The sequence below is a fragment of the Duganella violaceipulchra genome, from assembly GCF_019166075.1.
GTDB classification, from domain to species: Bacteria; Pseudomonadota; Gammaproteobacteria; order Burkholderiales; family Burkholderiaceae_D; genus Rugamonas; species Rugamonas violaceipulchra.
Map to the genome: position 1 here is coordinate 457,591 of NZ_JAHTGR010000004.1, position 25,875 is coordinate 483,465.

The 25,875-nt window shown below is 65.0% G+C and carries 23 protein-coding genes and 1 tRNA gene; 10 read left to right on the forward strand and 14 right to left on the reverse strand.

Annotated features, from left to right (window positions below):
- Window positions 1–12 precede the first annotated feature (12 nt).
- From KVP70_RS10565 to KVP70_RS10590, 6 genes are all read right to left on the reverse strand, one after another.
- Window positions 13–522 carry a hypothetical protein gene (locus tag KVP70_RS10565; protein WP_217942104.1) on the reverse strand — a complete coding sequence of 170 codons (510 nt, stop codon included), beginning with the start codon at window positions 520–522 and terminating at the stop codon, window positions 13–15.
- 62 nt (window positions 523–584) lie between these two features.
- On the reverse strand, window positions 585–1,787 hold the full coding sequence (locus tag KVP70_RS10570; RefSeq protein WP_217942105.1) for a DesA family fatty acid desaturase: 1,203 nt from the start codon (window positions 1,785–1,787) through the stop codon (window positions 585–587).
- A 111-nt stretch (window positions 1,788–1,898) separates the two neighbouring features.
- The gene (locus KVP70_RS10575) at window positions 1,899–3,278 is read right to left on the reverse strand and encodes a mechanosensitive ion channel family protein (RefSeq protein WP_217942106.1); all 1,380 of its coding nucleotides are present in this window, start codon (window positions 3,276–3,278) and stop codon (window positions 1,899–1,901) included.
- 124 nt (window positions 3,279–3,402) lie between these two features.
- Complete coding sequence (locus KVP70_RS10580) at window positions 3,403–4,707, reverse strand: RsmB/NOP family class I SAM-dependent RNA methyltransferase (protein WP_217942107.1); 1,305 nt, start codon at window positions 4,705–4,707, stop codon at window positions 3,403–3,405.
- Window positions 4,708–4,725: 18 nt separating this feature from the next.
- Entirely contained in the window at window positions 4,726–5,337 is a 612-nt protein-coding gene (gene purN, locus KVP70_RS10585; protein ID WP_217942108.1) for a phosphoribosylglycinamide formyltransferase, read from the reverse strand.
- 124 nt (window positions 5,338–5,461) lie between these two features.
- On the reverse strand, window positions 5,462–5,860 hold the full coding sequence (locus KVP70_RS10590; protein WP_217942109.1) for a barstar family protein: 399 nt from the start codon (window positions 5,858–5,860) through the stop codon (window positions 5,462–5,464).
- A 437-nt stretch (window positions 5,861–6,297) separates the two neighbouring features.
- On the opposite strand from KVP70_RS10590, the gene KVP70_RS10595 reads away from it, so the two are divergent.
- The 4 genes from KVP70_RS10595 to KVP70_RS10610 all read left to right on the forward strand — a co-directional run bounded on the left by KVP70_RS10595 (window position 6,298) and on the right by KVP70_RS10610 (window position 9,775).
- Window positions 6,298–6,822 carry a glycine zipper 2TM domain-containing protein gene (locus KVP70_RS10595; RefSeq protein ID WP_217942110.1) on the forward strand — a complete coding sequence of 175 codons (525 nt, stop codon included), beginning with the start codon at window positions 6,298–6,300 and terminating at the stop codon, window positions 6,820–6,822.
- A gap of 138 nt (window positions 6,823–6,960) precedes the next feature.
- Complete coding sequence (locus KVP70_RS10600) at window positions 6,961–7,749, forward strand: spermine/spermidine synthase domain-containing protein (protein WP_217942111.1); 789 nt, start codon at window positions 6,961–6,963, stop codon at window positions 7,747–7,749.
- Window positions 7,750–7,803: 54 nt separating this feature from the next.
- Window positions 7,804–9,627, forward strand: coding sequence for a type IV pilus assembly ATPase TfpB (gene tfpB, locus KVP70_RS10605; protein WP_217942112.1), 1,824 nt, complete (start codon window positions 7,804–7,806; stop codon window positions 9,625–9,627).
- A gap of 72 nt (window positions 9,628–9,699) precedes the next feature.
- A tRNA-Lys gene (locus KVP70_RS10610) sits at window positions 9,700–9,775 on the forward strand.
- 86 nt (window positions 9,776–9,861) lie between these two features.
- Here KVP70_RS10610 and KVP70_RS10615 read toward each other — a convergent pair.
- Both KVP70_RS10615 and KVP70_RS10620 read right to left on the reverse strand, forming a co-directional pair.
- Window positions 9,862–10,665: a substrate-binding periplasmic protein gene (locus KVP70_RS10615; protein ID WP_217942113.1), complete on the reverse strand. Its 804-nt coding sequence runs from the start codon at window positions 10,663–10,665 to the stop codon at window positions 9,862–9,864.
- Window positions 10,666–10,749: 84 nt separating this feature from the next.
- On the reverse strand, window positions 10,750–11,937 hold the full coding sequence (locus KVP70_RS10620; RefSeq protein WP_217942114.1) for a citrate synthase family protein: 1,188 nt from the start codon (window positions 11,935–11,937) through the stop codon (window positions 10,750–10,752).
- Window positions 11,938–12,007: 70 nt separating this feature from the next.
- Between KVP70_RS10620 and KVP70_RS10625 the strand changes: the two genes are divergently transcribed.
- The 4 genes from KVP70_RS10625 (at window position 12,008) to KVP70_RS10640 (ending at window position 15,134) form a co-directional block, all read left to right on the forward strand.
- Window positions 12,008–13,213 carry an MFS transporter gene (locus KVP70_RS10625; RefSeq protein WP_217942115.1) on the forward strand — a complete coding sequence of 402 codons (1,206 nt, stop codon included), beginning with the start codon at window positions 12,008–12,010 and terminating at the stop codon, window positions 13,211–13,213.
- Window positions 13,210–13,728 carry a GNAT family N-acetyltransferase gene (locus tag KVP70_RS10630; RefSeq protein WP_217942116.1) on the forward strand — a complete coding sequence of 173 codons (519 nt, stop codon included), beginning with the start codon at window positions 13,210–13,212 and terminating at the stop codon, window positions 13,726–13,728. The genes KVP70_RS10625 and KVP70_RS10630 overlap by 4 nt, the downstream gene beginning before the upstream one ends.
- A 67-nt stretch (window positions 13,729–13,795) precedes the next feature.
- Window positions 13,796–14,575, forward strand: a complete 780-nt coding sequence (locus tag KVP70_RS10635) for a substrate-binding periplasmic protein (protein WP_217942117.1) — start codon at window positions 13,796–13,798, stop codon at window positions 14,573–14,575.
- A gap of 1 nt (window position 14,576) precedes the next feature.
- Window positions 14,577–15,134, forward strand: coding sequence for a hypothetical protein (locus tag KVP70_RS10640; protein WP_229224724.1), 558 nt, complete (start codon window positions 14,577–14,579; stop codon window positions 15,132–15,134).
- On the opposite strand, the gene KVP70_RS10645 is transcribed toward KVP70_RS10640, so the two are convergent.
- From KVP70_RS10645 to KVP70_RS10655, 3 genes are all read right to left on the reverse strand, one after another.
- On the reverse strand, window positions 15,072–15,677 hold the full coding sequence (locus KVP70_RS10645) for a hypothetical protein (protein ID WP_217942118.1): 606 nt from the start codon (window positions 15,675–15,677) through the stop codon (window positions 15,072–15,074). The genes KVP70_RS10640 and KVP70_RS10645 overlap by 63 nt on opposite strands.
- 15 nt (window positions 15,678–15,692) lie before the next feature.
- Window positions 15,693–18,386 carry a hypothetical protein gene (locus tag KVP70_RS10650; RefSeq protein WP_217942119.1) on the reverse strand — a complete coding sequence of 898 codons (2,694 nt, stop codon included), beginning with the start codon at window positions 18,384–18,386 and terminating at the stop codon, window positions 15,693–15,695.
- Between the two features lie 229 nt (window positions 18,387–18,615).
- Window positions 18,616–19,461, reverse strand: coding sequence for a PhzF family phenazine biosynthesis protein (locus KVP70_RS10655; RefSeq protein WP_217942120.1), 846 nt, complete (start codon window positions 19,459–19,461; stop codon window positions 18,616–18,618).
- 95 nt (window positions 19,462–19,556) lie between these two features.
- On the opposite strand from KVP70_RS10655, the gene KVP70_RS10660 reads away from it, so the two are divergent.
- Window positions 19,557–21,680: a S9 family peptidase gene (locus KVP70_RS10660; RefSeq protein ID WP_217942121.1), complete on the forward strand. Its 2,124-nt coding sequence runs from the start codon at window positions 19,557–19,559 to the stop codon at window positions 21,678–21,680.
- 88 nt (window positions 21,681–21,768) lie between these two features.
- Here KVP70_RS10660 and KVP70_RS10665 read toward each other — a convergent pair whose 3' ends face one another.
- Window positions 21,769–22,887 (reverse strand): FxDxF family PEP-CTERM protein, encoded by a 1,119-nt coding sequence (locus KVP70_RS10665; RefSeq protein WP_217942122.1) that lies wholly within the window; start codon window positions 22,885–22,887, stop codon window positions 21,769–21,771.
- A 344-nt stretch (window positions 22,888–23,231) separates the two neighbouring features.
- Here KVP70_RS10665 and KVP70_RS10670 point away from each other — a divergent pair, with 344 nt between their 5' ends.
- Window positions 23,232–23,624 carry an MAPEG family protein gene (locus KVP70_RS10670; protein WP_217942123.1) on the forward strand — a complete coding sequence of 131 codons (393 nt, stop codon included), beginning with the start codon at window positions 23,232–23,234 and terminating at the stop codon, window positions 23,622–23,624.
- A 10-nt stretch (window positions 23,625–23,634) separates the two neighbouring features.
- Here the strand turns inward: KVP70_RS10670 and KVP70_RS10675 are convergent, their stop codons facing one another.
- Window positions 23,635–24,945 (reverse strand): MFS transporter, encoded by a 1,311-nt coding sequence (locus KVP70_RS10675; RefSeq protein WP_217942124.1) that lies wholly within the window; start codon window positions 24,943–24,945, stop codon window positions 23,635–23,637.
- Between the two features lie 134 nt (window positions 24,946–25,079).
- On the reverse strand, window positions 25,080–25,793 hold the full coding sequence (locus KVP70_RS10680) for a BON domain-containing protein (RefSeq protein WP_217942125.1): 714 nt from the start codon (window positions 25,791–25,793) through the stop codon (window positions 25,080–25,082).
- Window positions 25,794–25,875: the final 82 nt, after the last annotated feature.

Below are 25,875 nucleotides of genomic sequence, written 5' to 3' on the forward strand. Positions count from 1 at the left end.
GGATCAATATGCCTACAAACAACCCTCGATATATTGGACTTCCTTCCAGGCGCCGGCGTAGATCGCGCCGACCTTGCCCTTGCTGGTGTCGAAGCGGATCGCGTACTGGCCGCCGCCGGCTTTCACCGTCAGGGTTTGCTCGCTGTCGTCGTAGGCTTGCGGCGTGGCGGTCACCGCTTCGCCGTACACTTGGCGTATTTTTTCCACCGGGTCGCCCAGGCCGATGCCGCGCTCGGACAGTATGCCCTCCTCCATCACGTCCACCCGCTTCAACACGTCATCGACAAACATCAGCAGCAGTCCGGGCTGGCGCGCCGGCTCCAGCTGGAAGCAGTTCGGCGAGCCGCGCAACGCCTTCGGCGTGCGCTCCATGTGATCGCCCAGCACTTTGTTGACGGCGTCGAAGCGCATGCCGATCTTCAGCGGGCCGGCGCCATCGAAGCGCACGGTCCAGTCAGCGGCGTGTGCGCCGCATAGCGGCAAGGCCAACGCCAGGGTCGCCAGGTAGGTTCGCAATGTCATGTGGGTCCTTGAAATGAAAACGGCCCCGAATTTCGGGGCCGTTCAATTGTATCAATACTTTCTTATGCGTAGCTGCGCAGGCGGAGCGAGAAGTCCTGCAGCGACTTGATGCCCGACGCTTCCGCGCGGTTGCACCAGTCTTGCAGCTTATGCAGCAACTGGTCGCGCGTGAAGTGCGAACGCTCCCAGATCACGCCCAGCTCCACACGCATGGTGTGCATGGTTTCCAGCGCCTTGCTGTGCTGGAACAGTTCAACCAGCTGTTGCTGCTGCGGCGCTTCCAGCTTGCCCGGCTCGCGCTGCAACAGCTTGCGCGACGATTTCAGGAAACGCGCTTCCAGCTGGGCCTTGTCCTTCAGGTGTTCCAGCTCTTCTTTCCAGGCGTGCTTGACCGATTTGGCGTACTTGGCCATCACGTCGTAGCGGTTGGCGATGACCGATTGCAGCGTGTCGAAGTCGGCTTCGATCTTGCCTTTGGCGAACTTTGGCTCCGGTGCGCGTTTCTTGACCTTGGCCAGGCCCACCATTTCCAATCCGCGGATGTAGCCCCAGCCGATGTCGAACTCATACCACTTCGACGACAGCTTGGCCGAGGTGGCGAAGGTGTGGTGGTTGTTGTGCAACTCTTCGCCGCCGATCAGGATGCCGAACGGGATGATGTTGGTCGCTGCGTCGGAGCAATCGTAGTTGCGGTAGCCCCAGTAATGGCCGATGCCGTTGATGATGCCGGCCGCCGTGACCGGGATCCACATCATCTGCACGGCCCACACGGTAATGCCGATGACGCCGAACAAGACAACATTAATCACCAGCAGCGCAGCCACACCCTGCCAGCTGAAGCGGGTGTACAGATTGCGTTCAATCCAGTCGTCCGGCGTGCCATGGCCATACTTTTCCATGGTTTCCAGGTTCTTCGATTCAGCGCGATACAGCTCGGCGCCTTCCCAGAATACTTTCTTGATGCCGCGCGTGACCGGGCTGTGCGGATCTTCCTCGGTGTCGCACTTGGCGTGGTGCTTGCGGTGGATCGAGGCCCACTCCTTGGTTACCTGGCCGGTCGTCAGCCACAGCCAGAAACGGAAGAAGTGACTGGGGATGGCGTGCAGCTCCAGCGCGCGGTGCGCCTGGTGGCGGTGCAGGTAGATGGTGACGCTGGCGATGGTGATGTGGGTTACCACCAGTGTATAAAAGAATACTTGCCAGGCGGTAAGTCGGGTGACGCCGTTAGACAAAAAATCCAGTACAGCATTTAAACTAAAAATCATTGCTACTCCAAAGTGGGCGTGTCTCGCTGTGCGGTCGTTCCGCCAAGATTGCGTTTTTAGCAGGCGCAGGAAGTCCGTCAGTCGTACTTTTGGACGTTATTGTACGCTGATTTAAACGTGACTAGCGGAAGGATTTCCCTCAGTCACCGTCGATTTCTGTGGCACGGTCGTGCTTTCCCGAGGGCCCATTTGCTCGGGTACGGGGCCGAGGATGCGCATTTCGCGCTGCGGGAACGGCACGGAGATATTGTTGGCCTTCAGCGCGCGCCAGATCGCGCGATTGACGTCCGAGGTCACGCCACCTCGGCCATTCTGCGGATCGTTGATCCAGAAATTGACCTGCAAATCCAGGCCGTCCGCGCCAAAGCTCAGCAGCTGCGCCGAGGGCAGCTTGTCTTCCTTCTGCACGCGCTCCACCGTCAGGGCGGCCTCTTCCAGCAGCTTGAGCACCATGTCGACATCGGTGTCATACGCCACCGACACCTTGGTCGAGATATTCAACATGCTGCTCGACAGCGAGGAATTCTGCACCGCGCCCGACACCAGCATCTCGTTCGGCACGATGGACTCGACGCCGTCCAGCCCTTGCAGCACGGTGTAACGGGTGTTGATCTGCGTCACGCGGCCGCTGTATTTATCCACGGTGATCATGTCGCCGATGGTCAGGCTGCGGTCCAGCAGGATCACGAAACCGGACACGTAGTTGCTGGCGATCTTCTGCAAGCCCAAGCCCAGGCCGACGCCCAGCGCGCCGCCGAACACCGACAGCACCGTCAGGTCGATGCCCACCAGCGACAAACTCATCAGCACAGCCACCAGGATCAGCAGCGCGCGCGCCGTGCGCGCCACCACCACCCGCAGGTTGGAATGCATGCCCTGCACTTTCATCAGTTGCTCTTCGAGCGCCGCGCCGGCCCACATCGCCAGCATCAGCAGCACGATCACCGAGACGGTGGCCTGCAGAATATCGGCCAGCGACACCTTGTATTTACCCAGCGGCAGGATGGTGCCGTCCATGAAGTCGAACACTTCTTGGTACAGGCCGGTGATGTACAGCACGAAAGCCAGCCACACCAGCAGCTGGAATACTTTCTCGAAGGCCAGCATGGTGGCGCTGATCTCACCGTGGCGCGCAAACACGCGGCGCAGCAGGTAGACGGTGAAGCGGATCACCACCAGCGAACCGAAGATGGGCAAGGCCACCTTGATCAGGTTGACGTGGAAATGGTACTTGGTCAGCGCCACGCGCGACAAGGCCAGCAGGCAGACCACGGCCAGCGGCGCCATCACGCGGCCGAAACTCTCGACCCCGAAGCCCAGCACGCCGCCATGCACTTCCTGGCGACCGAAACGTTTCTTCAACAGCCGCGCCAAGCCCCAGCCCAGGATCACGGAACCGACGATGGCGGCGAGTTGCCACAGTCGGCTGGGATCTTGCAGGTCGCCGGTCAGGTCGTCGATCAGGTTGAGCAGGGGTTGTGTCTGGGTCATTGCGCGCAGGGCTAGTTGGCTGGGATACGTAGATTATCGTAAACGCCGGCTTTCACCCCGCACGGCGATACAGGGGTCGGACCCCGGATGGGGTCCGACCCCGCGACTGCGGCGGGGTTCCGGCTTATTCGTCGGCGGCTTCCTCTTCATCCTTGACGATGACTTTCTTGACCATCGGCTTGCGCTCGAACACGGCGGCGAAGAAGCCGTCGGTCTGGTGCTTGTGCGGCAGCAGCTTCAGATAGTCGCCCATCTCCAGCTCGATGCGCTGTTCAGCCAGCACTTTGCTCATCGGCACCAGCTCGAAGTCCGGATGGGTCTCCAGGAATTGCTTGGCGATGAATTCGTTCTCGTCGTCCAGGAAGCTGCAGGTGGCGTAGACCAGGCGGCCGCCGCCCTTCAACAGGCGCGCGGCGCCGGCCAGGATGGCGGCCTGCTTGACTTGCAGCTCGCCGATCGCGCTCGGCTGCTGGCGCCATTTGACGTCGGGGTTGCGGCGCAGGGTGCCCAGGCCCGAGCATGGCGCATCGACCAGCACGCGGTCGATCTTGCCGGCCAGGCGCTTGATCTTGGCGTCGCGTTCGTGCGCGATCTGCACCGGATGCACATTCGACAGGCCGCTGCGCGCCAGGCGCGGCTTCAGCTTGGCCAGGCGCTTCTCGGACACGTCGAAGGCGTACAGGCGGCCGGTGTTGCGCATGGTCGCGCCCAGTGCCAGCGTCTTGCCGCCGGCGCCGGCGCAGAAGTCCACCACCATCTCGCCGCGCTTGGCGCCGACGATGGCCGACAGGATCTGGCTGCCCTCGTCCTGCACTTCGATATGGCCGTCCTTGAACAGCGGCAGGTTTTGCAGCGCAGGCTTTTGCAGCACGCGCAGGCCCAGCGGCGCGAACGGCGTCGGCGTGCTGCGGATCGGCGCTTCGGCCAGCTTGGCGGCCACGTCGTCGCGGGTCGCCTTGATGGCGTTGACGCGCAGGTCCAGCGGCGCAGGCGAGTTCATGCCGTCGGCCAGCGCCAGCGTTTCTTCTTCGCCCATCTGCTCGACCAGCTTGTCGAACAGCCACTTCGGCATGTTCGAACGGCTCGACTTATGCATCAGCTTGCGGTCGATCAGCAGGATGCGCTCGACCCAGGACACTTCGTCCTCGGTCAGGCCGCCCAGCGATTCAACGCCAACCGCGTCCGCCATGCCCAGCAGGGTCAAACGACGCATGGTGGCGCCGCCGCCCGCTTCGGAGAAATCGGTGTAAAACGATTTGTTGCGCAGCACGTTGTAGATGCACTCGGCGATGGCGCCGCGCTCGCGGCCGCCCAGGCGATGGTGGTCTTTGAAATAGCGCGACAGGGTGGTGTCGGCCGGCGCGGCAAAGCGCAAAATCTCGCGCAACACTTCTTCGGCGTTGGCGAGTATCGCTGGTGGCAATCTCATGGAATTCCTTGGTTAGTTTTACTTTGTGTGGTCCACGTGGACCGCGCCCTGCGCTATCGTCAACTTGCCTTCTACAAACCAGCGTATCGCACGCGGGTAGATGACATGCTCCTGTTCCAGCACGCGGGCGGACAGGGTTTCAACCGTATCGTCGGGCAACACGGGCACGGCGGCTTGCGCCACCATCGGCCCGTGATCGAGTTCGGCCGTCACGAAATGCACCGTCGCCCCATGCTCTGCCACGCCGGCGGCCAGCGCCTGCGCGTGTGTCGCCAGGCCGGGGAACAGCGGCAGCAGCGATGGATGGATGTTGAGCATGCGGCCGGCGTAATGCGCGACAAACTGCTCCGTCAAAATCCGCATGAAACCTGCCAGCACCACCAGATCGGGCTGGAAGCCGTCGATCACGGTCTGCAGGGCCGCGTCGAATTCGGCGCGGCTGGCATAGTCTTTATTGGCAACAATAGCCGTCGGGATTCCATGTTCAGCAGCGAATACCAGCCCGGAGGCGTCGGCGCGGTTGCTGATGACGGCGGCAATACGGGCGGGCCAGCGCTCGGCTTGCGCCGCGCGGACGACCGCTTCCATGTTGCTGCCGCGACCGGAAATCAGGATGACGATGTTTTTCATAGGCCGACATTGTACCTTGTTCAGGCAGTCGGGACTACAACTGAACAAGATTTGTTGCAATGCAGCAGGGCACACCGGGGCGCAGAACACCCGCCCCCACGCTGGCGCGGGAGACGGCTCCGGCTTACTCGAAGGAGTAAAATACCCGGAACGGGACTTTTTTGTCGGCCCAGTAATCGGCAGCGTCGCGGAAGACATCGAGCAGGGTTTCCCGTGCTTCCTTGTCAAATTTCTGGGTATTGGGCAATTGCTCCAGCACCACCAGGAAACCCTGCTGGGTGCCGGCGCTGGCCATGGTTTCGGTTAATGTTGTCCGCAAACCATCGAAATTCTTGCCTATACCCTTGGGGAACTGAAACGATTCCGCAATGATGCCCAGGACTTGCTGCTTGGTCGCGCCGGCGATGCAATGCGCGTACAGGAAGTGGTGTCCGAGGCGGGCCGCTTCTTCTTGCAGTTCGACCACGCGGAAGGCGCGGATCGATTGCACGAGGTTGGGCGGCACGGTCATTAGCAAACTCATGTTTCCCTCAATTTGACCTGGTATGTACGGTGTGTCCACTTTACTGTCGAGCGTGCCTATTTTGTGAATTAAAGAGTAAATAATTTGAGCACCTGTCCACTTTACACGGCAAACTGGTCTGCGTTCACCGTGGCTGATTCAATATGTTTCTCGAATCCCATACGCATATTAGGGTAACGTGTTGTTCCTCCCAGATCAATACGAATGTGATGACCCACGCAATATTTGTTAAAAACAGAACATTTTGTAAGTGTTTTAGGGGTCAAATCGGCACATTTCCCACTTTTGGCCGGACGACGCCGTTTCGTGACCACTGTTACAATTTGTTGCCACAGATACCTGTTTAGCACTGGTTGCGGCCTGCATACGGGATTACCATACAAACCATGCAATATCAGAATCCCTGATAAGACATCCAAACTGAAACGAGGTACCAAATGAACTTGCAAGCCAAATTGATCGCATCCGTACTGTGCGTAGGCGCCCTGCCTTTCGCCGCTCAAGCTCAAGCTGCCGATTTTGAAGATTTCGGCCGTGTGGTTCGTGTGACCCCGCAAGTGGAGCAAATCAACCGTCCGCGCCAGGAATGCCGCACCGAGTATGTGCAGGTCCAGCAGCCGGCGCCATCGCGCGGCGTGGGCGGCGCCATCATCGGCGGCCTGATCGGCGGCCTGGCCGGTAACCAGGTCGGCGGCGGCACCGGCCGCTCGGTCGCCACCGCGGCCGGCGCCATCGCCGGCGCCGTCGCCGGCGACCGCATCGACAACGCCAACACCCCGTCCAGCGGCGGCGTGCAGGAACAGCAAGTGAAGCAGTGCCGCACCGTCGACCACTGGGAATCGCGCACGTCCGGCTATGAAGTCACCTACGACTATCGCGGCCGCAACTACACCAGCGTGATGTCCTACGATCCGGGCGAGCGCGTGCGCCTGCGCGTGGTCGTGGAACCGATGCAGCGTTAATCTTCCGCCGATCTGTATCCCCCTCCCCAGCACTGCCGGTCCGATGACCGGCAGTGTTGTTTTCAGGCTTGCTTTGCTGCAAGGCATCGCGGGATAATGCCGGTTCATCCCTGTCGCCGCCGCTTTTGCCCCCATCCTATGCTGATCAAACGAAAATCCATCGAACAAGTAGAATCCTCCCGCCCCGCGTCGCCCGCAGCCCGCAAGCCCAAATACGCGCCGGTGACGCTGTCGGAGCAGGATGGCGTGCGCTACCTGCATTTCGGCACCGAGTGGGTGCAGGGTGCGATGCGCCTGCGCAAGCCGAACTGGCCGGAACTGGAATACGCGCAGCAGATGATGGCCTGGATGCTGTGGCTGGAAAAACCGGCGCGGATCGCCCAGCTGGGCCTGGGCACGGCCACGCTGACCAAATACTGCTACACCACCTTCCCCGAGGCCGCCGTCACGGCCGTCGAGCTGAACCCGTCGGTGATCGCCATCTGCGCCTCGATGTTCAAGCTGCCCGAGAACGACGAGCGCCTGCGCGTGGTGGAAATGGACGCCCTCGACTACGTCAACCAGGAAGACAACGCCGGCACACTGGACGTGCTGCAGGTCGACCTGTACGACGCCACCGCGCGCGGCCCGGTGCTCGACAGCGCCGAGTTCTACCAGTCCTGCAACGCCTGCCTGACCGACGACGGCATCATGACGGTCAACCTGTTCGGCGACCATCCCAGCTACGCGCGCAACATCAAGGCCATCAAGTTCGCGTTCGAGCAAGTCATTTGCCTGCCGCAGGTACATGATGGTAACGTGGTGGCGATCGCCTTCAAGCGCAAGCGCGCGATCGACCTGGAGGCGCTGGCCGCGCGCGCCGCGCAGATCAGCGCCGACACCAAGCTGCCGGCCAAGACCTGGGTCAAGGGCATCGCAGCAAAATAAACAGGGCCAATGCGGCAGCGGGCCGTTCCGCCGCCGATTTTTGAAAGTGGCACGATGTCCGCAACGTCCGCAACGTCCGCACCTAGCGCCAGTCCCGCAGCCAAGCCGGCGCCGCTCGATCTGCAGCAGATCTACACCTGGCTGCTGGCCGACGGCATGATACGCAAGGCCGAAGTCAAGGAACTGTACGCGCACAGCCAGGGCATCCTGAAGAACGCGATCGGCCCCATGCATCCGCTGTGCGCGGTGGCGCATGGCAAGCTGCTGTCGGCGCTGCCGCCGCACAAGCTGCTGACGCTCGACGCGCTGTGCGAATGGCTGGCCGCGCGCACCGGTCTGGCCTTCACCCGCATCGATCCGTTGAAGATCGACTTCACCCGCGTGGCCGACGTGATGTCGGCCAGCTACGCCGCGCGCTTCAACATCCTGCCGCTGGAACTGAACGGCGACACGCTGGTCGTGGCCACCGCCGATCCCTACGCGGTCGAGTGGGAAGCGGAGATCGCCAAGATCTCGCGCCGCACGATACGCCGCGTGATCGCCAACCCGCTCGACATCGCGCAATACACCACGCAATTCTTCAGCCTGGCCAAGTCGATCAAGAAGGCCAACAAGAACAACAGCAACGACCTGGCGCTGCGCAACAATTTCGAGCAATTGGTCGAGATGGGCAAGACCAACAAGCAGGTCGACGCCAACGACCAGCATGTGATCAACATCGTCGACTGGCTGTGGCAGTACGCGTTCGAGCAGCGCGCCTCCGACATCCACCTGGAACCCAAGCGCGACATGGCGACGATCCGCTTCCGCATCGACGGCGTGCTGCACCAGGTGTACCAGGTGCCGGCGGTGGTGATGATCGCCATGACCGCGCGCATCAAGCTGCTGGGGCGCATGGACGTGATCGAGAAGCGCCGCCCGCAGGACGGCCGCATCAAGACCCGCACCGCCGGCGGCCAGGAAATCGAACTGCGCCTGTCGACCTTGCCGACCGCCTTCGGCGAAAAACTGGTGATGCGCATCTTCGATCCCGACGTGGTGGTCAAGACCCTGCCGGAACTGGGCTTCCCGGCCGACGACGCGCAGCGTTGGGACGAGCTGACCGCGCGCCCGCACGGCATCATCCTGGTGACGGGGCCGACCGGCTCGGGCAAGACCACGACGCTGTACACCACGCTCAAGGCGCTGGCGACGTCGGAGGTCAACGTCTGCACGGTGGAAGACCCGATCGAGATGGTGGAGCCGGCCTTCAACCAGATGCAGGTGCAGCCGGGCATCGACTTGTCCTTCGCCGACGGCGTGCGCGCGCTGATGCGGCAGGACCCGGACATCATCATGGTCGGCGAGATCCGCGACCTGGCCACCGCCGAAATGGCGATCCAGGCCGCGTTGACCGGCCACCTGGTGCTGTCGACCCTGCACACCAACGACGCGCCGTCGGCCGTGATGCGCCTGCTGGAACTGGGCGTGCCCTACTACCTGCTGGAGGCGACGCTGATCGGCATCATGGCGCAGCGCCTGGTGCGCACGCTGTGCAACGAATGCAAGCGGGACGACGGCGAGCTGAGCGACGACATCTGGCACAGCATAGGCGGCGCCTGGGACTTGCCCAAGCCGACCACCGTGTACCGCGCGGTGGGCTGCCCCGAATGCCGGCAGACCGGCTATCGCGGCCGCACCGGCATCTACGAGCTGCTGACGGTGACCGAGAGCTTCAGCGACATGGTGCGCGAGCAGACCGACATCCAGGCGCTGCGCCGCCAGAGCGTGGCCGACGGCATGAAGCCGCTGCGCATCGCCGGCGCCATGAAGGTGCAGGAAGGCGTGACCACCGCCGACGAAGTGCTGAAGGTGACGGCGGCCTTGGGGATGAAGTAAGAAGGGAATAAATTGTTTTCACAAAACCCTTTGCAGTTCGCGGCAGGCTGTATATAATACGGCCTCTTTCGGGGGTCGTTAGCTCAGCTGGTAGAGCAGCGGACTTTTAATCCGTTGGTCGCAGGTTCGAATCCCGCACGGCCTACCACCGAATTCGCAGTGGCAAAATGAAGCAGTTACGAGTGATCGTAATTGCTTTTTTTGTTTCCAGGGTCCGTCCGCTGGCGCTCTGCATCAGGGCCGCGCCGCGCCAACGTATTGCTTCACGATCGAGTCATACGCGCCATTGCCGCGGATAATCTTCAGGCCGGCATTGAAGGCGTCGCGCACGCGCGCATCGCGAAATACCGCCTTGCGCGGACTTTCCGGAAAAATCCAGTGATAGGTCACCGCCTGCGTGGCATCGATCTGCGGTTCGAGCTTGTCGCTGAAGTAGTTGAAAATCAAGCGATCCCCCACCACCACATCGACCCTTCCCATAAAGAGCAGCTTGTTTTGGGTGATCTGCGACGGCAATTCCCTATAGTCGGCATGCCCGCTCACGACCAAGCCAAAACGCTCGCCTAGCACCATGCTGGCATTCTGGAAAGCAGCCACCGAATACTTGGACAGATCCTCAATTTTCCGAAGTTTCAAGTCGCGGCTGGTGAGCGTGGTCGCGACGTTTTGGTAGACGATGTAGGTGTCAGTAAAGTAGTCCCGGCCACCGATTCCTTCGGTCGTCGACAGCATGCCGTCGAGCCGTCCGGCGCGCAGCATCGCCAGCGCTCGCGTCTGCGGCAAACTATGGCCGACCAGCTTGTAGCCGCCGGCTGCCAGCGCCTGCCTGGCGATGTCGTAATCGAGCCCCGCCGCACCCGATTCCATGATGTACGGTGGTTTGGGCAGGCCCATGCCGACATGCACTTCCTGCAATATCAATTCTTGCGCGGGCACCGTGCCACCCAACGCGCCGGAGCAAGCGATGGCAAGCAGAATGGCCAAGAGCGACCATTTGCCCGGTCGCGCTCGCAACTGCGTTGCATGGCGAAACAGCATGCCGCCCCCTATGCCGTGGATGATAGCAAGACGATATACCAAGCCGGGAGAATTGCATACCCTCATGGTTTGGGCGTGCCGTTCTTATTCCACCTGATATCTGCCGACATAGCGCGCGCGGGGGCGGATCATGCCGCCGCCGGCGATCTGCTCCGCCGCTTGCGCGATCCAGCCGGCCGAACGGGCCAGCGCGAACAGGATTTCACCGGCTGCCGCCGGCCAGCCGCACACCACGCTCATGGCCGCCAGCGCGAAGTCGGCGTTGGCCGGCATGCCCAGCCTGGCGGCGATGCGGTCGCCGATCGCCAGCACGGCACTGGCTCGCGGCCATTGCGCCATGCGGGCCAGCAGATACGCCCCGCGCGGATCGCCGTGCGGGTACAGCGGATGCGAGAAGCCGAACAGGCTGGGATCGCGGCCGTCGAACCAGGCGGCGATACCATGCTCCAGACTATCCGATGCCAGCGCCGCCTCCAGCATGGCGCGGATCAGCGTGCTGCCGCCGCCATGTTGAGGGCCGGACAAGGCGGCCAGGCCGGCGCTGAGCGCGGCCGCCTGGCTGGCGCCGGTCGAGGCGACGCAGCGCACGGTGAAGGTGGACGCATTCAACTCGTGATCCGCCAACAGCACCAGCGCCGCGCGTATCCAGTCGGCCTGCGCGGCGTCGGCCTGCCAGGCCTGCGCCACCTGCAAATGCAGCCGCTGCACAGACGGTGCGCGGTTCAGCAGCAAGGCCGCCAGCATGCGCATCGAGGCGGCGCCGGCGGCGAAGTCGCTGCGCGCGGAGAGCGACTGCGCGCATACCGGCAGCATGCACATTGCAGCTTCCAGCGGCGGCATGGACCGCACGCTGCCGATGGCCGCGACTACGCCTGCGGAAAACGGCGCGTGTGCGGCATCGGCGGCTGCGGCGAAGTAGTCGGCGCCGCCGTCGTCCCACAACAGGCAGGCCACCTGCTCCAGCGTGGCGTCGGCGGCCAGTGTCAACACGTCGTGGCCGCGATAGTACAGCCGGCCGTCGGCGATGCGCGAGATGCGCGTCTCCAGCACCGGCGTGCCCCAGTTCATCGCGGCGACGACCTTGTGCCCTCCCCGCTTGCCGTCGGCCTTGCGCGCCGCCAGCCGCAGCACCTCGTCGTGCGGATAGCGTTTGCGGCGCCCGGCCTGCGCGCCGCTGGGCGTCAGCATGCCGCGGCTGACGTAGGAGTACAAGGTGGCGAGGCTGACGCCGAGGATGCGCGCCGCCTCGGATGCGGACAGGTCTTGGTTCATGCGCTTATTGTAATGTCGATTGCAGGAATCAAGATTGACCGGCCCGGCGACGCGCTTCTAGACTTCAGCCATGCAATCGCCTCCCTACGCCGCCGCCATTTTCCAGCCCTTGCGCCATGCGCGTTTCCGCCAGCTGTGGCTGGCCAATCTGCTGTCCAACCTGGGCAGCCGGATGCAAGCGTTCGCCGCGGCGTGGCAGATCGCCTCGCTGTCGCATTCGCCGCAACTGACGGCGCTGGTGCAGACCGCGACCTGGGCGCCGATGCTGCTGTTCGCCTTGCCCGCCGGCGCGCTGGCCGATACGCTGCACCGGCCCACGCTGCTGTTCCGCACCAACGCCGTGATGGCGCTGGCCGCCGTCGCGATGGCGCTGCTGTCCTGCGCCGACAGCCAGCCGGTGCCGGCCTTGCTGCTGCTGACCTTTGCCATGGGCGCCGGCCTGGCGTTCACGATGCCGGCCTGGCAGGCCTCGATGTCCTCGCTGCTGCCGCTGCAGGAAGTGGAGGCGGCCGCCACGCTGAACAATCTGAGCTACAACCTGGCGGCGCTGGCCGGCCCCGCGCTGGGCGCCGTGCTGTTCCAGCTGGCGGGAGCCGCTCCGCTGTATTGGTTCAACGCGCTGTCCTTCAGCGCCCTGCTGTGGAGCTACCGGCAATGGCGGTCGGCCGAACGGCCGCGCGCGACAGCGCGCGCGCCCCGCCACAGCATGGGCAGCGCGCTGCGCATCAGCTGTGCCTCGCCGCGCTATCGATCGCTGCTGCTGCACGGGATGGGCATCTTCTTTGTCTCGGCGGCGTTCGCGGCGCTGCTGCCACTGCTGCATCCCGAGGCCGGCACCTACGGATCGCTGATGGGCGCGCTGGGCGCCGGCGCGGTGCTGGCCGCCGTCGTGCTGCCGACCGTGCGCCGCCATGCGGCCAGGCGCATGGTGCTGGCCGGCGGCCTGGCGGTGTACGGCGTCATGCTGGCGACCATCGGCCTGGCCGCCTCGCAGCCGCAACGCCTGCTGCTGGTGGTGATCGGCGGCGTGGCGTGGTCGGCCATCGTCACCACACTCAATGGCGCGGCGCAGCGGGCCTTTCCCGATGCGGTGCGCGCCAGGACGCTGTCGGTGCACATCCTGGCGATCGCCGCCGGCCAGACCGCCGGCAGCGCGGCGTGGGGGCTGCTGGCCGCGCACTACGGCATCGTGCCGGCCTTGACGGCGGCTGGCATGGCCACGCTGGGCTGCGCGGCCCTGGTCGCCTGCTCGGAAGATTTTTTGGAGACGCCATGAACGACATCCTCATCAGAACCCTGCTGCGTGAAGACGCCGCGCCGCTGCTGCAATTCGAGCGGAAAAACCGGGCCTGGTTCGAGCAGCACATCGCCCCGCGCCCGCCGGAGTTCTATACGCAACAAGGCGTGCGGCGGCATATCGCACAATACCTGGATGGCTACGCCAACGGCAGCTGGCATCCGTGCGTCATCCTGGACGGGCAAGGCCGCATCGTCGGCCGCGCCAACCTGAAGGACATCGACCGCCAGGCTGCCAGCGCGGAAGCCGGCTATCGCATCGCCAGCGACCAGACCGGCAAGGGCCTGGCCACGCAGGCGCTGCGCCACCTGATCGCGCTGGCCGAGCAGCGATGGCGGCTGCGCTGCTTGCTGGCCTACGTCGCCGACGGCAACGCCGCCTCGGCCCGCGTCCTGAACAAATGCGGCTTCGTGCAGGGCGAGCACCAGGCAGGCATGGAAGTGATCGCCGGCGCGCTGCGCGGCGGCCGGCAATTTGTCCGCCCATGCCCATGAGACGCCAGGCCGATACTGGTGTAAGCTTGTCATCAAACAGCGCTCAATGCGAGATGGAGAGAGACCGATGGCAGGACAGCAAAGCAGGTGGGGCCGGCTGCTCAGTGCAACGTGCTGCGCGCTTATGCTGTCGGCCAGCCTGCCCGCGCATGCCATCGTGCTGCGCACCGCCGCGCAGGAAGGCACGGAACCCAAGTTCATCGCCGACGGCAAGGGCCACGTGGTCGGCTTGTGCGTCGACATCCTGCGCGCCGTCGAACAGATCGAACCGACGCTGCAATTCGTCGGCGACCAGCACTGGAAGCCGCTGATACGCGCCTACTCGGAAATGGAAACCGGCCAGCTCGACGTGCAGTGCGCCATGCAGCGCACCGCCGAACGCGAGCAGCGTTTTCATTTCCTCGGGCCGGCGCTGTACAGCATCGATTACCACTTCCTGGTGCGCGTCCAGGACACGGTCAACATCACGCAGTGGGACGATGTGCGCCGCCTGGCGCCCGACAACGTCGTGTTGATCAACCGCGGCTTCGCGGCCGGCGAGGTGCTGGCCGAAATGGGCGGCATCGAGGTCGACGCCAATTCCACCAATCCGCAACTGAACCTGCAAAAACTGATCGCCGGACGCGGACGCCTGTTCTTCCACCGCGGCCCCGGCCTGCAACGGCTGCTGGCGCGCACCGGCACCGCCGACAAGGTGCGCATCCTGCCACAAGTGATGTACAGCGCCAAACTGTATTTCGTGACCAGCAAAAAACTCGCCGCCTTCATCAACGAGCGACTCGAGCGCGCCCTGTTCCAACTCGAAAAAAACGGCGAGCTGGAACGGCTGATGCGCAAGTGGGACTAGCATGAAGCCCGGTGTCCTGGCCATGCTGGCCTTGCTGCTGTCGACGACGGCGGCGCGCGCGCAGGACGGCGAGCTGACGGTGCGCATGGCGCCGCAGCAGGCGCAGCAAGCGATCCTGCAAGCGCTGCGGCGCCTGCCCGCGCAGCGCGAGGAACACCGGCGCTACCGCATGGCCCTGCCCTTCGGCGCGCCGCTGTTCCCGCCCGACGCCGACCTGGCCTTGCCGCCGGCCAGCCCGGCGCTGACGGCGTGGCTGCAGCTGCCGGCGGAACAGCGCCGCCACGACCTGCTGATCACGCCCGATGTCGATTACTACTGGAACGCCGAGGGCCGCCAGTACGCCTGCCAGTTCATCGTGCACCTGCGGGCGGCGGGCGGTGGCCAGTCGCAACTGGCCTTGCTGCAGCTGCGGCCCACCGTCTACGCCGGCAAGTCCTTCAAGCTGCTGGGCCGCACCGGTCCCGGCGCCTACCAGGATGTGCGGCCCGCCGCGCCGTCAGCCCAGAGCGCGGCCGAACTGCGCGCCTTCCTGGCGGCGGCGCTGGACCAGCCACAATAAGGGCAGGCCCAGCGCCAGCAAGCACAGGCTGCCCGGCAAGGGCACGGCCGTCACCGCCAGCGTGACCGAGAGCGGCGCCAGCTGCGCATCCGACACTTGCAGGAACACGCCGCCGGTCAGCGGATCGCCGTTCCACCATTCGCCGGACAGGCCGAAGCTGCCGCTGTCGCTCATGCCCGGCAAGGCGAACGAGAAGATCTGCAAGCCGTACAAGCCGGTGTGCGCCAGCGCATCGAAGGCCACGGTGGCGCTGGCGCCAGGCGCCAGCGTCGGGAAATCGAAGTAGCTGGCGTCCGGTATGCCGAGGCTGAACGAGGACGCATTGAGCTGGGTCGGCACGAACCAGTTCAGCGGGTCGGTGTTGACCAGCTGGTAGCCCCATCCCACCGTATCGCCGGGATGGCCGCTCAGCGCGCCGCCGGCCGGCAGGGTGGAGAAGGTGAACACCACGGGCGCCGCCTGCGCGACGGGCGCCCACAACCAAGAGCACAACAACATATTCCACAACAGCGCGGCCAACGCGCACAGGTATCGGGGTTTCATAACGGTTCCTCCGGTTTATTTCGGGATGACGGATTGGGCCTGCGAGTAGGCGTAGATCACGCCGCCCAGGTCGGTGACGCTGCCGTTTTCAATCACGCTGAAGCGCTGCACGGTGGCCGGCACGTTGAAGGTCAGGCGCACGGTGAAGAAGCTGCCGACGTCGACGTTCGGCGTCACCATCGGCAGCGCCGGCGACAAGGCGGTGTTGAGCGTGACGGTGCCGGTGCCGGCCAGAGTGCGCAGCGACAGCGAGGACAAGCTCATGTCGCGCGCGGTGCCGACGCCGATGTTGGTGAGCCGCACATCGAGCCCGATGACGCCGGGCGCCACGTTTTCCTGACCGACGATGGCGGCGGTAAAGTCGGGCCGCCCCGGCACCTGCGCGGCGCCGGTGACGAACACCGTCAACGACGCGCTGTTGTGGACGGTGGCGACGCTGGTGCTTTGCGCCGAGACCGTGATGCTGTCGGAACTGCCGATGCGCGCGCCGGCCGGCGGCATCAGCGTGACGGCCACGCTGGCGCTCTCGCCGGTCGCCAGGGTCAGCGTGGTGGGCGAAACCGAGGCGATGTAGCGCTGGTCGTCGGTGGCGCTGATGCCGAAGGTGCCGGCCGGGCCGTCGTTACGCACCTGGTACATCAGCGTGGTGCTCACGCCGGGCCGCAGGTCTTGCCGCGACGGCGGCGTCACCGACACCGTCTGCGGCTGCACCACCACGCTGACCAGGCGCTGATAGGGGAAGCCGGAACTGTCGCTGCCGCTGGCGTAGGCGACGAAGGCTACATTCGGGATGGTCAGCGCGCCGAAGAACTTGCCGCCATCGGTCTGGTCCTGCTCCAGCGCCAGCGGCGACAGCAGCTCGAAGTTCTTGCGGCGCAGCTGGAATTGCGGCGCGCTGGCGATGCCGGTCAGCGAGGCCACCGCATACAGCGCCTGCCCCGGCCCCGGTTCGCCGTCGATCGCCAGCAAGCCCTGGTGCGGCGGCTGCGCGCCGAAGCGGTTCAGACGGAAGGAGTTGAAGGCCAGGTCGGCCACGCCGTTGACGTTGACATAGGTCTGGCTGGACGAGCCGTTGATGGACAGCGTCCAGGCGCCGCGCGGCGGGCTGTCGATCGAGATGATGACGCCGCTCGACAGGCTCAGGTACTTGGTGGCGTTGGCGGCGGTGACCACCACGCCGTCCGGCCGCGTCAGCGTCACCTGCGGCTGCACGCCCTGCGCGGTGCCGCTGACCGACACCGTCAGCCGGCTCATGCTGCTGTCGACCGGCACCGTGTAGCTCTTGGCGCTGGGGTAGGTGTCGACCAGCGACAGCACTTGCACCACGTTGTTGCGCACCACCAGGTCGGCCAGCTGGGTGACGTTGGCGGCTTCGCTGCCGAACAGGAAGAACACCTGGCCGCCGGTCTCGGCCGCCGCCTGCAGGAAGCCCGGCGTCAGCGGCGAGCAGCTGCCGAACAGCACCGGATAGATCTTGATGTCCTTGCTCTTGGCCAGGCTGATGACGGCGCCGGCCAGGCCGGCGTCCTTGGCGGTGGCGTCGGTGTACATGAACAGGTCGCCGCCGGGGTCGGCCAGCGACAGGCCGTTGTACATGCCGGTCATGGCCAGCTCGGGGCAGTCGCCGCCGCCCGAGGCGCCCAGGCCGCTGATGGCGCCCTTGAACAGGCCGGCGTCGTTGGTGGCGATGGTGGGGCCGGTGAACGGGTCGTTGAACGGCGCCAGCACGTATTGCAGCGGTTCCTCGTCGGTGCCGAGGCGGGCGTCGACGATGCTGGTGGCCGAGGCGCGCACGCCGGCGATGATGCCGCCCATGCTGCCGGTGGTGTCGATGGCGAAGGCCAGCGTGGGGCCGGCGCCCAGCAGCGCCTTCAGCTGGGCCGGCGTGATCTCGGCCTTGATGTCTTCGACGAACTGCTGGGTGCCGGCGATGGCGGCCGCCGCCGCCGTGTTGTGGAAGCCGCTGTGCGGCGAGATGTCGCAGTACAGCGTGTCCTTGTTGATGCCTTCGCGGAAGTAGCCGAGCAGGTCGCTCGATGGCGAGCTCTTGTCGAGCGGGCCGCCGTGGCTGCATTTGAAGGCGCCCGGCTTGACCCGGTCCTCGCCGCCGTAGTAGCCGCTGGTGAGCAGGCTGCCGGTCAGGTTGGACGAATTGGCGCAGAACAGGCCGGTGTCGGTGAAGCCGGCGCAGGTCGGCGTGGCGGGGCCGGCGAAGGCCAGCGGGCCGGGGCGGCCGACGCCGGGATGGGCGCCACTGTTGCCCTGCTCGACCCAGTTGCTGTGCGAGTAGAAGTCCTGGATGGTGTGCAGCGCGCTACCGAGGTTGTCGCGCGCGCCGGTGGCGTTGATCGGATCGCTGCGCAGCGCGTCGAGCACGTTCTGCTTGAGCGTGGCCAGCCGCAGCTGGGCGCCGGCCGCGTTCTCGCCGTCGAAGTGCTTGGCCGAGCTGGTCTGGTCGTCATCGACCTTGGCGTCGGCCTCGATGATCTGGTCCAGCGCCTTCTGCATCGACGCCGTCAGCTTGGGCACGGCGAAGTAGCGCTTGTCGAGCGCTTCGATGCCGCGTTGGGTGATGTCCTGGTGGGTCAGGCTGCCGGCCGACTTGGACGTGATGAAACAGACAAAGCCATTCTTGGGACAGAAGGCCTTGCCGGGGAGGCTGATTGCCAGCAGCAGCGAGGCCAGCAACAGAGAGGGAGCAATGCGCATACGATATCCTTTCCCATGCGTGGAAACACCAGTCCGCGCCAGGCGGACACGCGGCGGTGTGACGCAACTATCGTGCCGTGCTCTGCTCGTCCTTTGGAATCAGATCATTAGCGCGCGCCGGGTGGCCGGCGCGGCTGTCATTGTCAAGTTCGCCGACACCCTCAGCAGATGGTTCGACACGCCGCGCTGGGAGGCCTGGGCGCCGACGCTGAATCGGGTGCGCTGTCCACTAGTCGCCCAGCATGCGGGCGTTACCGGAGACGCGGATCGAACTGCCGGCCTGGCCGGAAATCTCCACCCGCAGATGGCAGGGCGCGCCCATGTCCTCGCCCTGGACGATGTCGATGGCGCCGCCATGCGGCCAGTCGAGGTCGCGCAGATAGCCGCCCAGCGCGGCCGCCGCGGCGCCGGTGGCCGGGTCCTCGTACACGCCGCCGGACGCAAACGGATTGCGCGCGTGGAAGCGCTGCAAGGTTTCCGCGTGCACCAGCGAGATCGTCGCCAGGCCGTGCGCGCGCATCAGGCTGCGGCCGTCGGCCAGCTGGTAGCGCATCGCCCGCAGCTGTTCGCGGCTGGCCAGCGCCAGCACCAGATGGTTGGCGCCGCCGTTGGCGATGGCCGGCGGGATGCGGTCGTCCAGGTCGGCCAGGCGGTAGCCGAACAGCGCCAGCGCGGCCGTCACCAGCGCGGCCGGGGCCGGCGCGCTGGCGGTGGCCGGCGATTGCAGCGCAGCGCTGCCCTGCCCGCCCTTGCTCTGCGCTTCGACGGTGACGCGGGCGTGGTTGGTGGTCAGCGGGAAGATGCCGTCGCCGTTCTGCTGCGCCAGCACCGCGCCCAGCGCGATGGTGGCGTGGCCGCAGAACGGCACTTCGCCATCCGGCGAGAAATAGCGCACCCGCCAGCCGTCGCCGGTGGGCGCGGCAAACACGGTTTCCGAGTACCCCATCTCGGCGGCGATGCGCTGCATGGCGGCCTCTTCCGGCAGCGCCGAACGGATCATGACGCCGGCCGGATTACCGCCCAGTGCGCCTGCGGTGAAGGCGGCGACTTTATGGATCTTGGTGATGGTCTGCATAGATGGCTACTCCACGGGTTGGATGGGTACTTGATTGACAGCAATGGGAGATTTGGTCACTATCGTCGCTTCACCGACATTACAGCGACCTCGTCATGACTATACCGCGACTTTCCATTTTTGCCATATTGATTTCGGCCAGCCTGGCCGGCGGCGCCGCATATGCAGCCCCGGCCGCCGACACCGTCGCCGCCAGGCACGCCATCACCCACGAAGACGTGTGGCTGATGAAGCGGGTCGGCGCGCCGTTGCCCAGCCCGGACGGCAAGTGGGCCGTGTTCTCGGTCACCGATCCGGCCTACGACGGCAAGGAGCAATGTTCGGACCTGTGGATCAAGTCGCTCACCGACGACACCCCGGCGCGCCGCCTGACCTTCAGCAAGGGTGGCGAGAGCGGCGCGGTCTGGTCGCCGGACGGCAGGCAGCTGGTGTTCGTGGCCAAGCGCGACGGCGACGAAGCGGCCCAGCTGTACCGCATCGACGTGGCGGCCGGCGGCGAGGCGCAGCGCCTGACCACGCTGACCCTGGGCGCGCGCCAGCCTAAGGTCAGCCCGGACGGCAGGCAGCTGCTGTTCGTCAGCGACATCTACCCCGGCAACACCAGCGAGGCCGACGTCAAGCAAAGCGCCAAGGAACGCAAGGACCGCAAGTACACGGCGCGCGCCTACGAGACCTTCCCGCCGCGCTTCTTCGACAAGTGGCTCGACGATAAAAAAGTGCGCCTGTTCGTGATGGACGCCGAGGTCGGCGCCAAGCCGCGCGACCTGCTGGCCGGCAGCAAGCTGGCGGCGCTGCCGGGCTTTGGCGGCGGCCAGGGCGACGAGGGCCAGTCGCTGGACGCGATCTGGTCGCCGGACGGCAAGGCGGTGGTGTTCTCGGCCTCGACCAACCGCGACGAAGCGGCGCGCGCCTCCGGCTATACGCAGGTCTTCAGCGTGGCGATGGCCGGCGGCGAGCCGCGGCAACTGACCCAGGACAAGCACAGCTACCACGGCCTGAAATTCAGCGCCGACGGCAAGACGCTGTTCACGCTGACCGAGGCCGAGGAAGAAGGCAAGGTCTACGACGTGAGCCGCCTGGCCAGCTTCGCCTGGCCGCTGAGCAATCCGACGCCGACAGTGTTGACGGCCACGCTGGATCGCTCGATCTCGCGCTTCGTGCTGCCGGCCGGCGCCAACCGCATCGTGTTCAGCTACGAGCACGCGGGCCTGGAGCAGCTGCATTCGATCAACTACGCCGGCGGCGACCTGCGCGACGAGGCCTCGCCGACTACCGGCAGCATCGGGGCGCTGGCGGCCGGCGGCAAGGCCGTGGTGGGCGTATGGGAATCGTCGATCAACCCGCCCGAGGTGTACGCCTTCGGCAACGGCGCGCCCAAGCGCCTGACCGCGTTCAACACCGAGCGCGCGGCCGGCATCGACTGGCAGGCGCCCGAGCATTTCTGGTTCAAGGCCAAGGACGGCCGCATGATCCACAACATGATCGTCAAGCCGGCCAATTTCGATCCGGCCAAAAAATATCCGCTGTTCGCGGTGATCCACGGCGGCGCGGCCAATATGTGGCGCGACCAGTTCGTGATCCGCTGGAACTACCACCTGCTGGCGCAGCCCGGCTATGTGGTGCTGCTGACCGACTACAAGGGCTCGACCGGCTACGGCGAGGAATTCGCGCGCGCGATCCAGGGCGATCCGCTCAAGGGTCCGGGCGACGAGGTCAACGAGGCGGTCGACGAGGCGGTCAGGAAGTACGGCTATGTCGACGGCAGCAGGCTGGCGGCCGGCGGCGCCAGCTACGGCGGCCACCTGGCCAACTGGCTGCAGGCGACCACCACGCGCTACAAGGCCTTCGTCTCGCACGCGGGCGAGATGGACCTGGTGATGCAGTGGGGCAGCAGCGACAGCATCCACGGCCGCGAAGTCAACAGCGGTGGCCCGGTATGGGGCGACAAGGCGGTGTGGCGCGAGCAGAGCCCGGTGATGCAGGCGGGGAACCACGACAAGGGCACGGGCTTCACCACGCCCATCCTCATTTCGGTGGGCGAGCTGGACTACCGGGTGCCGGCCAACAACGCGCTGATGAATTACGCCACCCAGCACCGCCTGAACGTGCCGGCCAAGCTGCTGGTGTTCCCGGACGAGAACCACTGGATCTTAAAGGGCGAAAACAGCCGCTACTTCTACAGCGAGGTGCACGGCTGGCTGGCCAAGTACCTGAAGTAACACCGGCGGCCCATGGAAAAAGCCCCGCCTGCCTGAGCGCGCCGTTGAGCGCGCCCGGTGCAGACGGGGCTTTTTAACGCCGGGACGATCAGGCCTGCTTGCGGCGGCGGGCCACGCCGACCAGCGCCAGGCCGGCCAACATCATCGCGTAGGTTTCCGGTTCAGGCACGGCGGTTACCGAATTGATCCAGCCTATGTGCGAGTAGGTCGCGGTGGAGCCGGACAGGTCGCCGAAGCTGGAACCGTTCAGATCGGCGACATCGCAGCCTGCCAGGCCGATGAGGCCGCAAGCGCTTTTGCCTTGCCAGCCCCACGAATGCACGCCAGACAGCAGCCATTCCGTGCCGTTCCAGACGAAGTCGCCGCCGCCGGAATCGCCACCGGCGATCAATGCTTCATTCGCGCCACGTCCGGTACCGCTGCTCCAATGCTTGCCGGTGATGTCGGCAATACGGCCCAGCGTGTTTTGACCGGCACTGCCGTTGTCAAAGTCGCTCATGTAGGTGGTGCCCGGTGCGTAGAAGGCGGGGTCGTAGCCCCAGTTGGCGACCGACTTGCCGTACGCTTCGTTGAAGGTCTTGCTGTCGACGTCGAAGGTGTTGTAGCCGTAGTGGCCATAATTGCCATCGCCCCAGTTGGTCGGGTTATTCGTGGTGGCCTTCTGGGTAGTGCCGTAACCGGCCATCAGATAATCCTTGCCAACGTCGTTGGTCGTGCTCAGGTGATAGCCTTTGATGCCGGTGACGGCGGTGTCCAGCTTCAGGATGGCCATGTCGGAACCGGCATCGAGCGAAGCCTCCTCGCCGTGCCAGGCCTTGTTCACATAGGCGTTGCCGACGGCAACGTTGCGGGTCACGGCAGCGCTACCGCCCTGCCAGCCGAACTGCACGGTCATCTTGCTGAAGTTATCAGCGCAATGGGCCGCGGTCAGCACGTATTGGCCGCCCGCCAGCAGCGAGCCGGAACAAGCCCAGTTGCCAGCAGCATTGGTGAAGCTGAGACGGGCGACGCCGTCCAGGGCGCCGGCGACGCCGTTGAAGCTCTGACCCACAGTGAAGCGCCAGTCGCTCACCGTCGAGGTGTTGCCGGTCATCGGCTCCAGCTTGGCCAGGTCGGCGCTCAGGCCGGAGGAAGCCTGGGCGGCGCCAGCGGCCAACAGGGCTGCGACCATGGCGGTCAGTTTGTATTGTTTGGAGTGGAAGATCATAAAAAACTATCCTTACTATTTTGGTTTCTTGTGGAAAGATTTATAGCCCTGAAATATCAACCGCCAGTCGTCATCACCGAAGTGCATCCCAGACGACTGTGGTCTGAAAAGCAATATAACATTGTTCTTTTATGAAGCAATATTGTTGTAAAAATATTTATTTTTATACCATTTCATTGATATTTGTTACGGTTTATGACAGTTATTGCAGAGCTTGTCTGAATCTAGTTGAAACCAGGCTACTGTTATTGGCGCCACTCAACGTTTGGAGATTCAAAGAGATGGTGACGCGGTGCCTGAGCCGTGTAACATGTCTTTCCATCAACAACTTAACAGGAGCAGGGATGACGATTGCAAATTGGTGTGTTTTGGCGGCCTGCCTGCTACCGACTGCGACGGTCGGGCTGGCGAAGCTGGCGTCGGCCAGACTGCCGTCGGGCGGCGGACGCTACAACAACAAGCAGCCGCGCGAGTGGGCGGCCGGGCTCAGCGGCTGGCAGGCGCGCGCCAACGCGGCGCAGATGAACGGCTTCGAGAGCCTGCCGCTGTTCATCGCGGCGGTGGTGCTGGCGCAGCAGGCGCACGCCGACCAGGCGCGCGTCGACCTGCTGGCGCTGGGCTTTATCGGCCTGCGGCTGGCCTACATCGGCCTGTACCTGGCCAATGTCGATGCGTTGCGCACCGTGGTGTGGTTTGCCGGCGTGGTCGTGGCCATCGCGCTGCTGGCGATGGGCTGACGCCCTCCCCTCAGGCGGCCTTGGCCGCCTCGGCGGCGCTCGCGGCCGCCACCACCGCCGGCTTGCGGATCAGCAGGATGACGCCGGCCGCCACCAGGCAGGCGGCGCCGGCGGCAAACAGCGCCGGGTTGTAGGTCAGCATCAGGGTGCGCACGCGGCCGGCGCCATACGCAGCCACGGCGGCGCCCAGCTGGTGGCCGGCGAACACCCAGCCGAACACCATGCCGGCCTGTTCCTTGCCAAACGTGGCGCCGGCCAGCCGCACCGTCGGCGGCACGGTGGCGATCCAGTCCAGGCCGTAGAACATGGCGAACAGCGACAGCCCGTACAAGGTGAATTCCGAATACGGCAGCCAGAACAGCGACAGCCCGCGCAAGCCGTAGTACATGCACAGCAGCTTGCGGTTGTCGTAGCGGTCCGACAGCCAGCCGGAGGCGATGGTGCCGACCAGGTCGAAGGCGCCCATCATCGCCAGCACCGAGGCGGCCGGCACCGCCGACAGGCCGGCGTCGCCGCACAGCGAGATGAAGTGCGTCTGGATCAGGCCGTTGGTGCTGAGGCCGCAGATGAAGAAGGTGCCGAACAGTATCCAGAACACCCGGTTGTTGGCGACCCCGGCCAGCACCTTGAACGGCGTGGCGAAGGTGATACGCATCGGCGGCGCCAGCGGCGCGACCGGCGTACCTTCCGGCGCGCCGTATGGGGCCAGGCCGACTTCGTTGGGCCGGTTGCGCATCAGCAGCAACACCAGCAGCGCCACCAGCGCGCACGCCAGCAGCACCGGGATCACCGCCGTGCGCCAGCCGTAGTGCTCGATCAGCCAGGCGCCGATCGGCAGGAACACCAGCTGGCCGGTGGCCGAGGCGGCCGTCAGCATGCCCACCACCAGGCCGCGGTGGCTGTCGAACCAGCGGGTGGAAACGACGGCGCTGAGCACCAGCGCGGTCATGCCGGAACCGACGCCGAGCATGACGCCCCAGAACAGCACCAGTTGCCAGAACTGCGTCATTTGCGTGGCCAGCGCCAGGCCGCTGGCGACCAGGGTCAGCGCGGTGACGACGACGTTGCGCAGGCCGAAACGCTCCATCAGGATGGCGGCGAACGGCCCCATCAGGCCGAACAGCACGAAGCGCACCGCCAGCGCCGACGAGATCTGCTCGACATCCCAGCCGAATTCCCTGGCCAGCGGCTGCAGCAGCGCGCCCGGCAAGCCCAGCGCGGCCGAAGAACTGAGTCCGGTGAGGAAGGTGATGGCGACGATCACCCAGGAAAAGTGCAGGCCGCGGCGTTGCAGCCAGCGGGATAACGGTAGGGCGAACATGACGGTCCTCGCATAGTCGGTGCGCACGGAAGGCACGCTTGCACCGATTTTAAATGACGATCATAATGAATGCAAGCAAAAAAAGGGACCGCTGGCCGGCGGTCCCTGGCGGCCTGGCGGCCGGCGGGAGCAGCTTACTTGATGCGCAGCGAGCTCTGCACCTTGTTCACGCCCTCGACATTGCGGGCCACGTCGACCGCCTTGTCCACTTCCGCCTGCGAGGGCACGAAGCCGCTCAGCATGACGGTGCCGTTGGTGGTTTCCACGTGCACGTCCAGCGATTTCAGTGCGGGCTCGGCCAGCAATTCAGTCTTGACCTTGGTGGTGATCACGGAATCGGCCACGGTGTCCTTGGCCATCGCGCTCTTCTGCCTGGTTTCGCAGGAAACCTTGTCGGTGCCGGTCATGGTGCTGCAATCGATGCCGGTCTGGGCGGTGTCGGCCATTTTCTTGCCGGCCTTGGCGTCATTGATGGCGGCCACATGGACCGACTTGGCGCTATCGAGGCAGCTGTCCTTGTCGGCGCCGGTCATGGGCGCGCATTTGGCCTTGGCCAGGTTGTAATTGGCGTCCGCCACCTCGGTCTCGGCTTTTTGCACCGAACGCTTATCGTTCTTGTACTGCATGACGGCGTTCGCCTCGGTGTTGGCGCGGGTCACCTTGGCCTGCTCGACGCAGATATCCTTGGCGGTGCCCGATTGGCCACCACAAGCCGCCTTGGCGCTCTTGTAGTCGATCTCGGCCTGCTTGGTCGTGGCCTTGTAGGCCACCGTGTCGTCATTGGGCATGGAGGCGGCGAAGCTGGCGCTGGCGGCCGTGGCCATGACGAAGAGCAGAATTTTATTCATGATGTGTCCCTTTGTGGTGGTTGATGGACACATTAAACGCCCGCCAGCGCCCAGGCTCTGTGCGGGAACGTACACAGTTGCG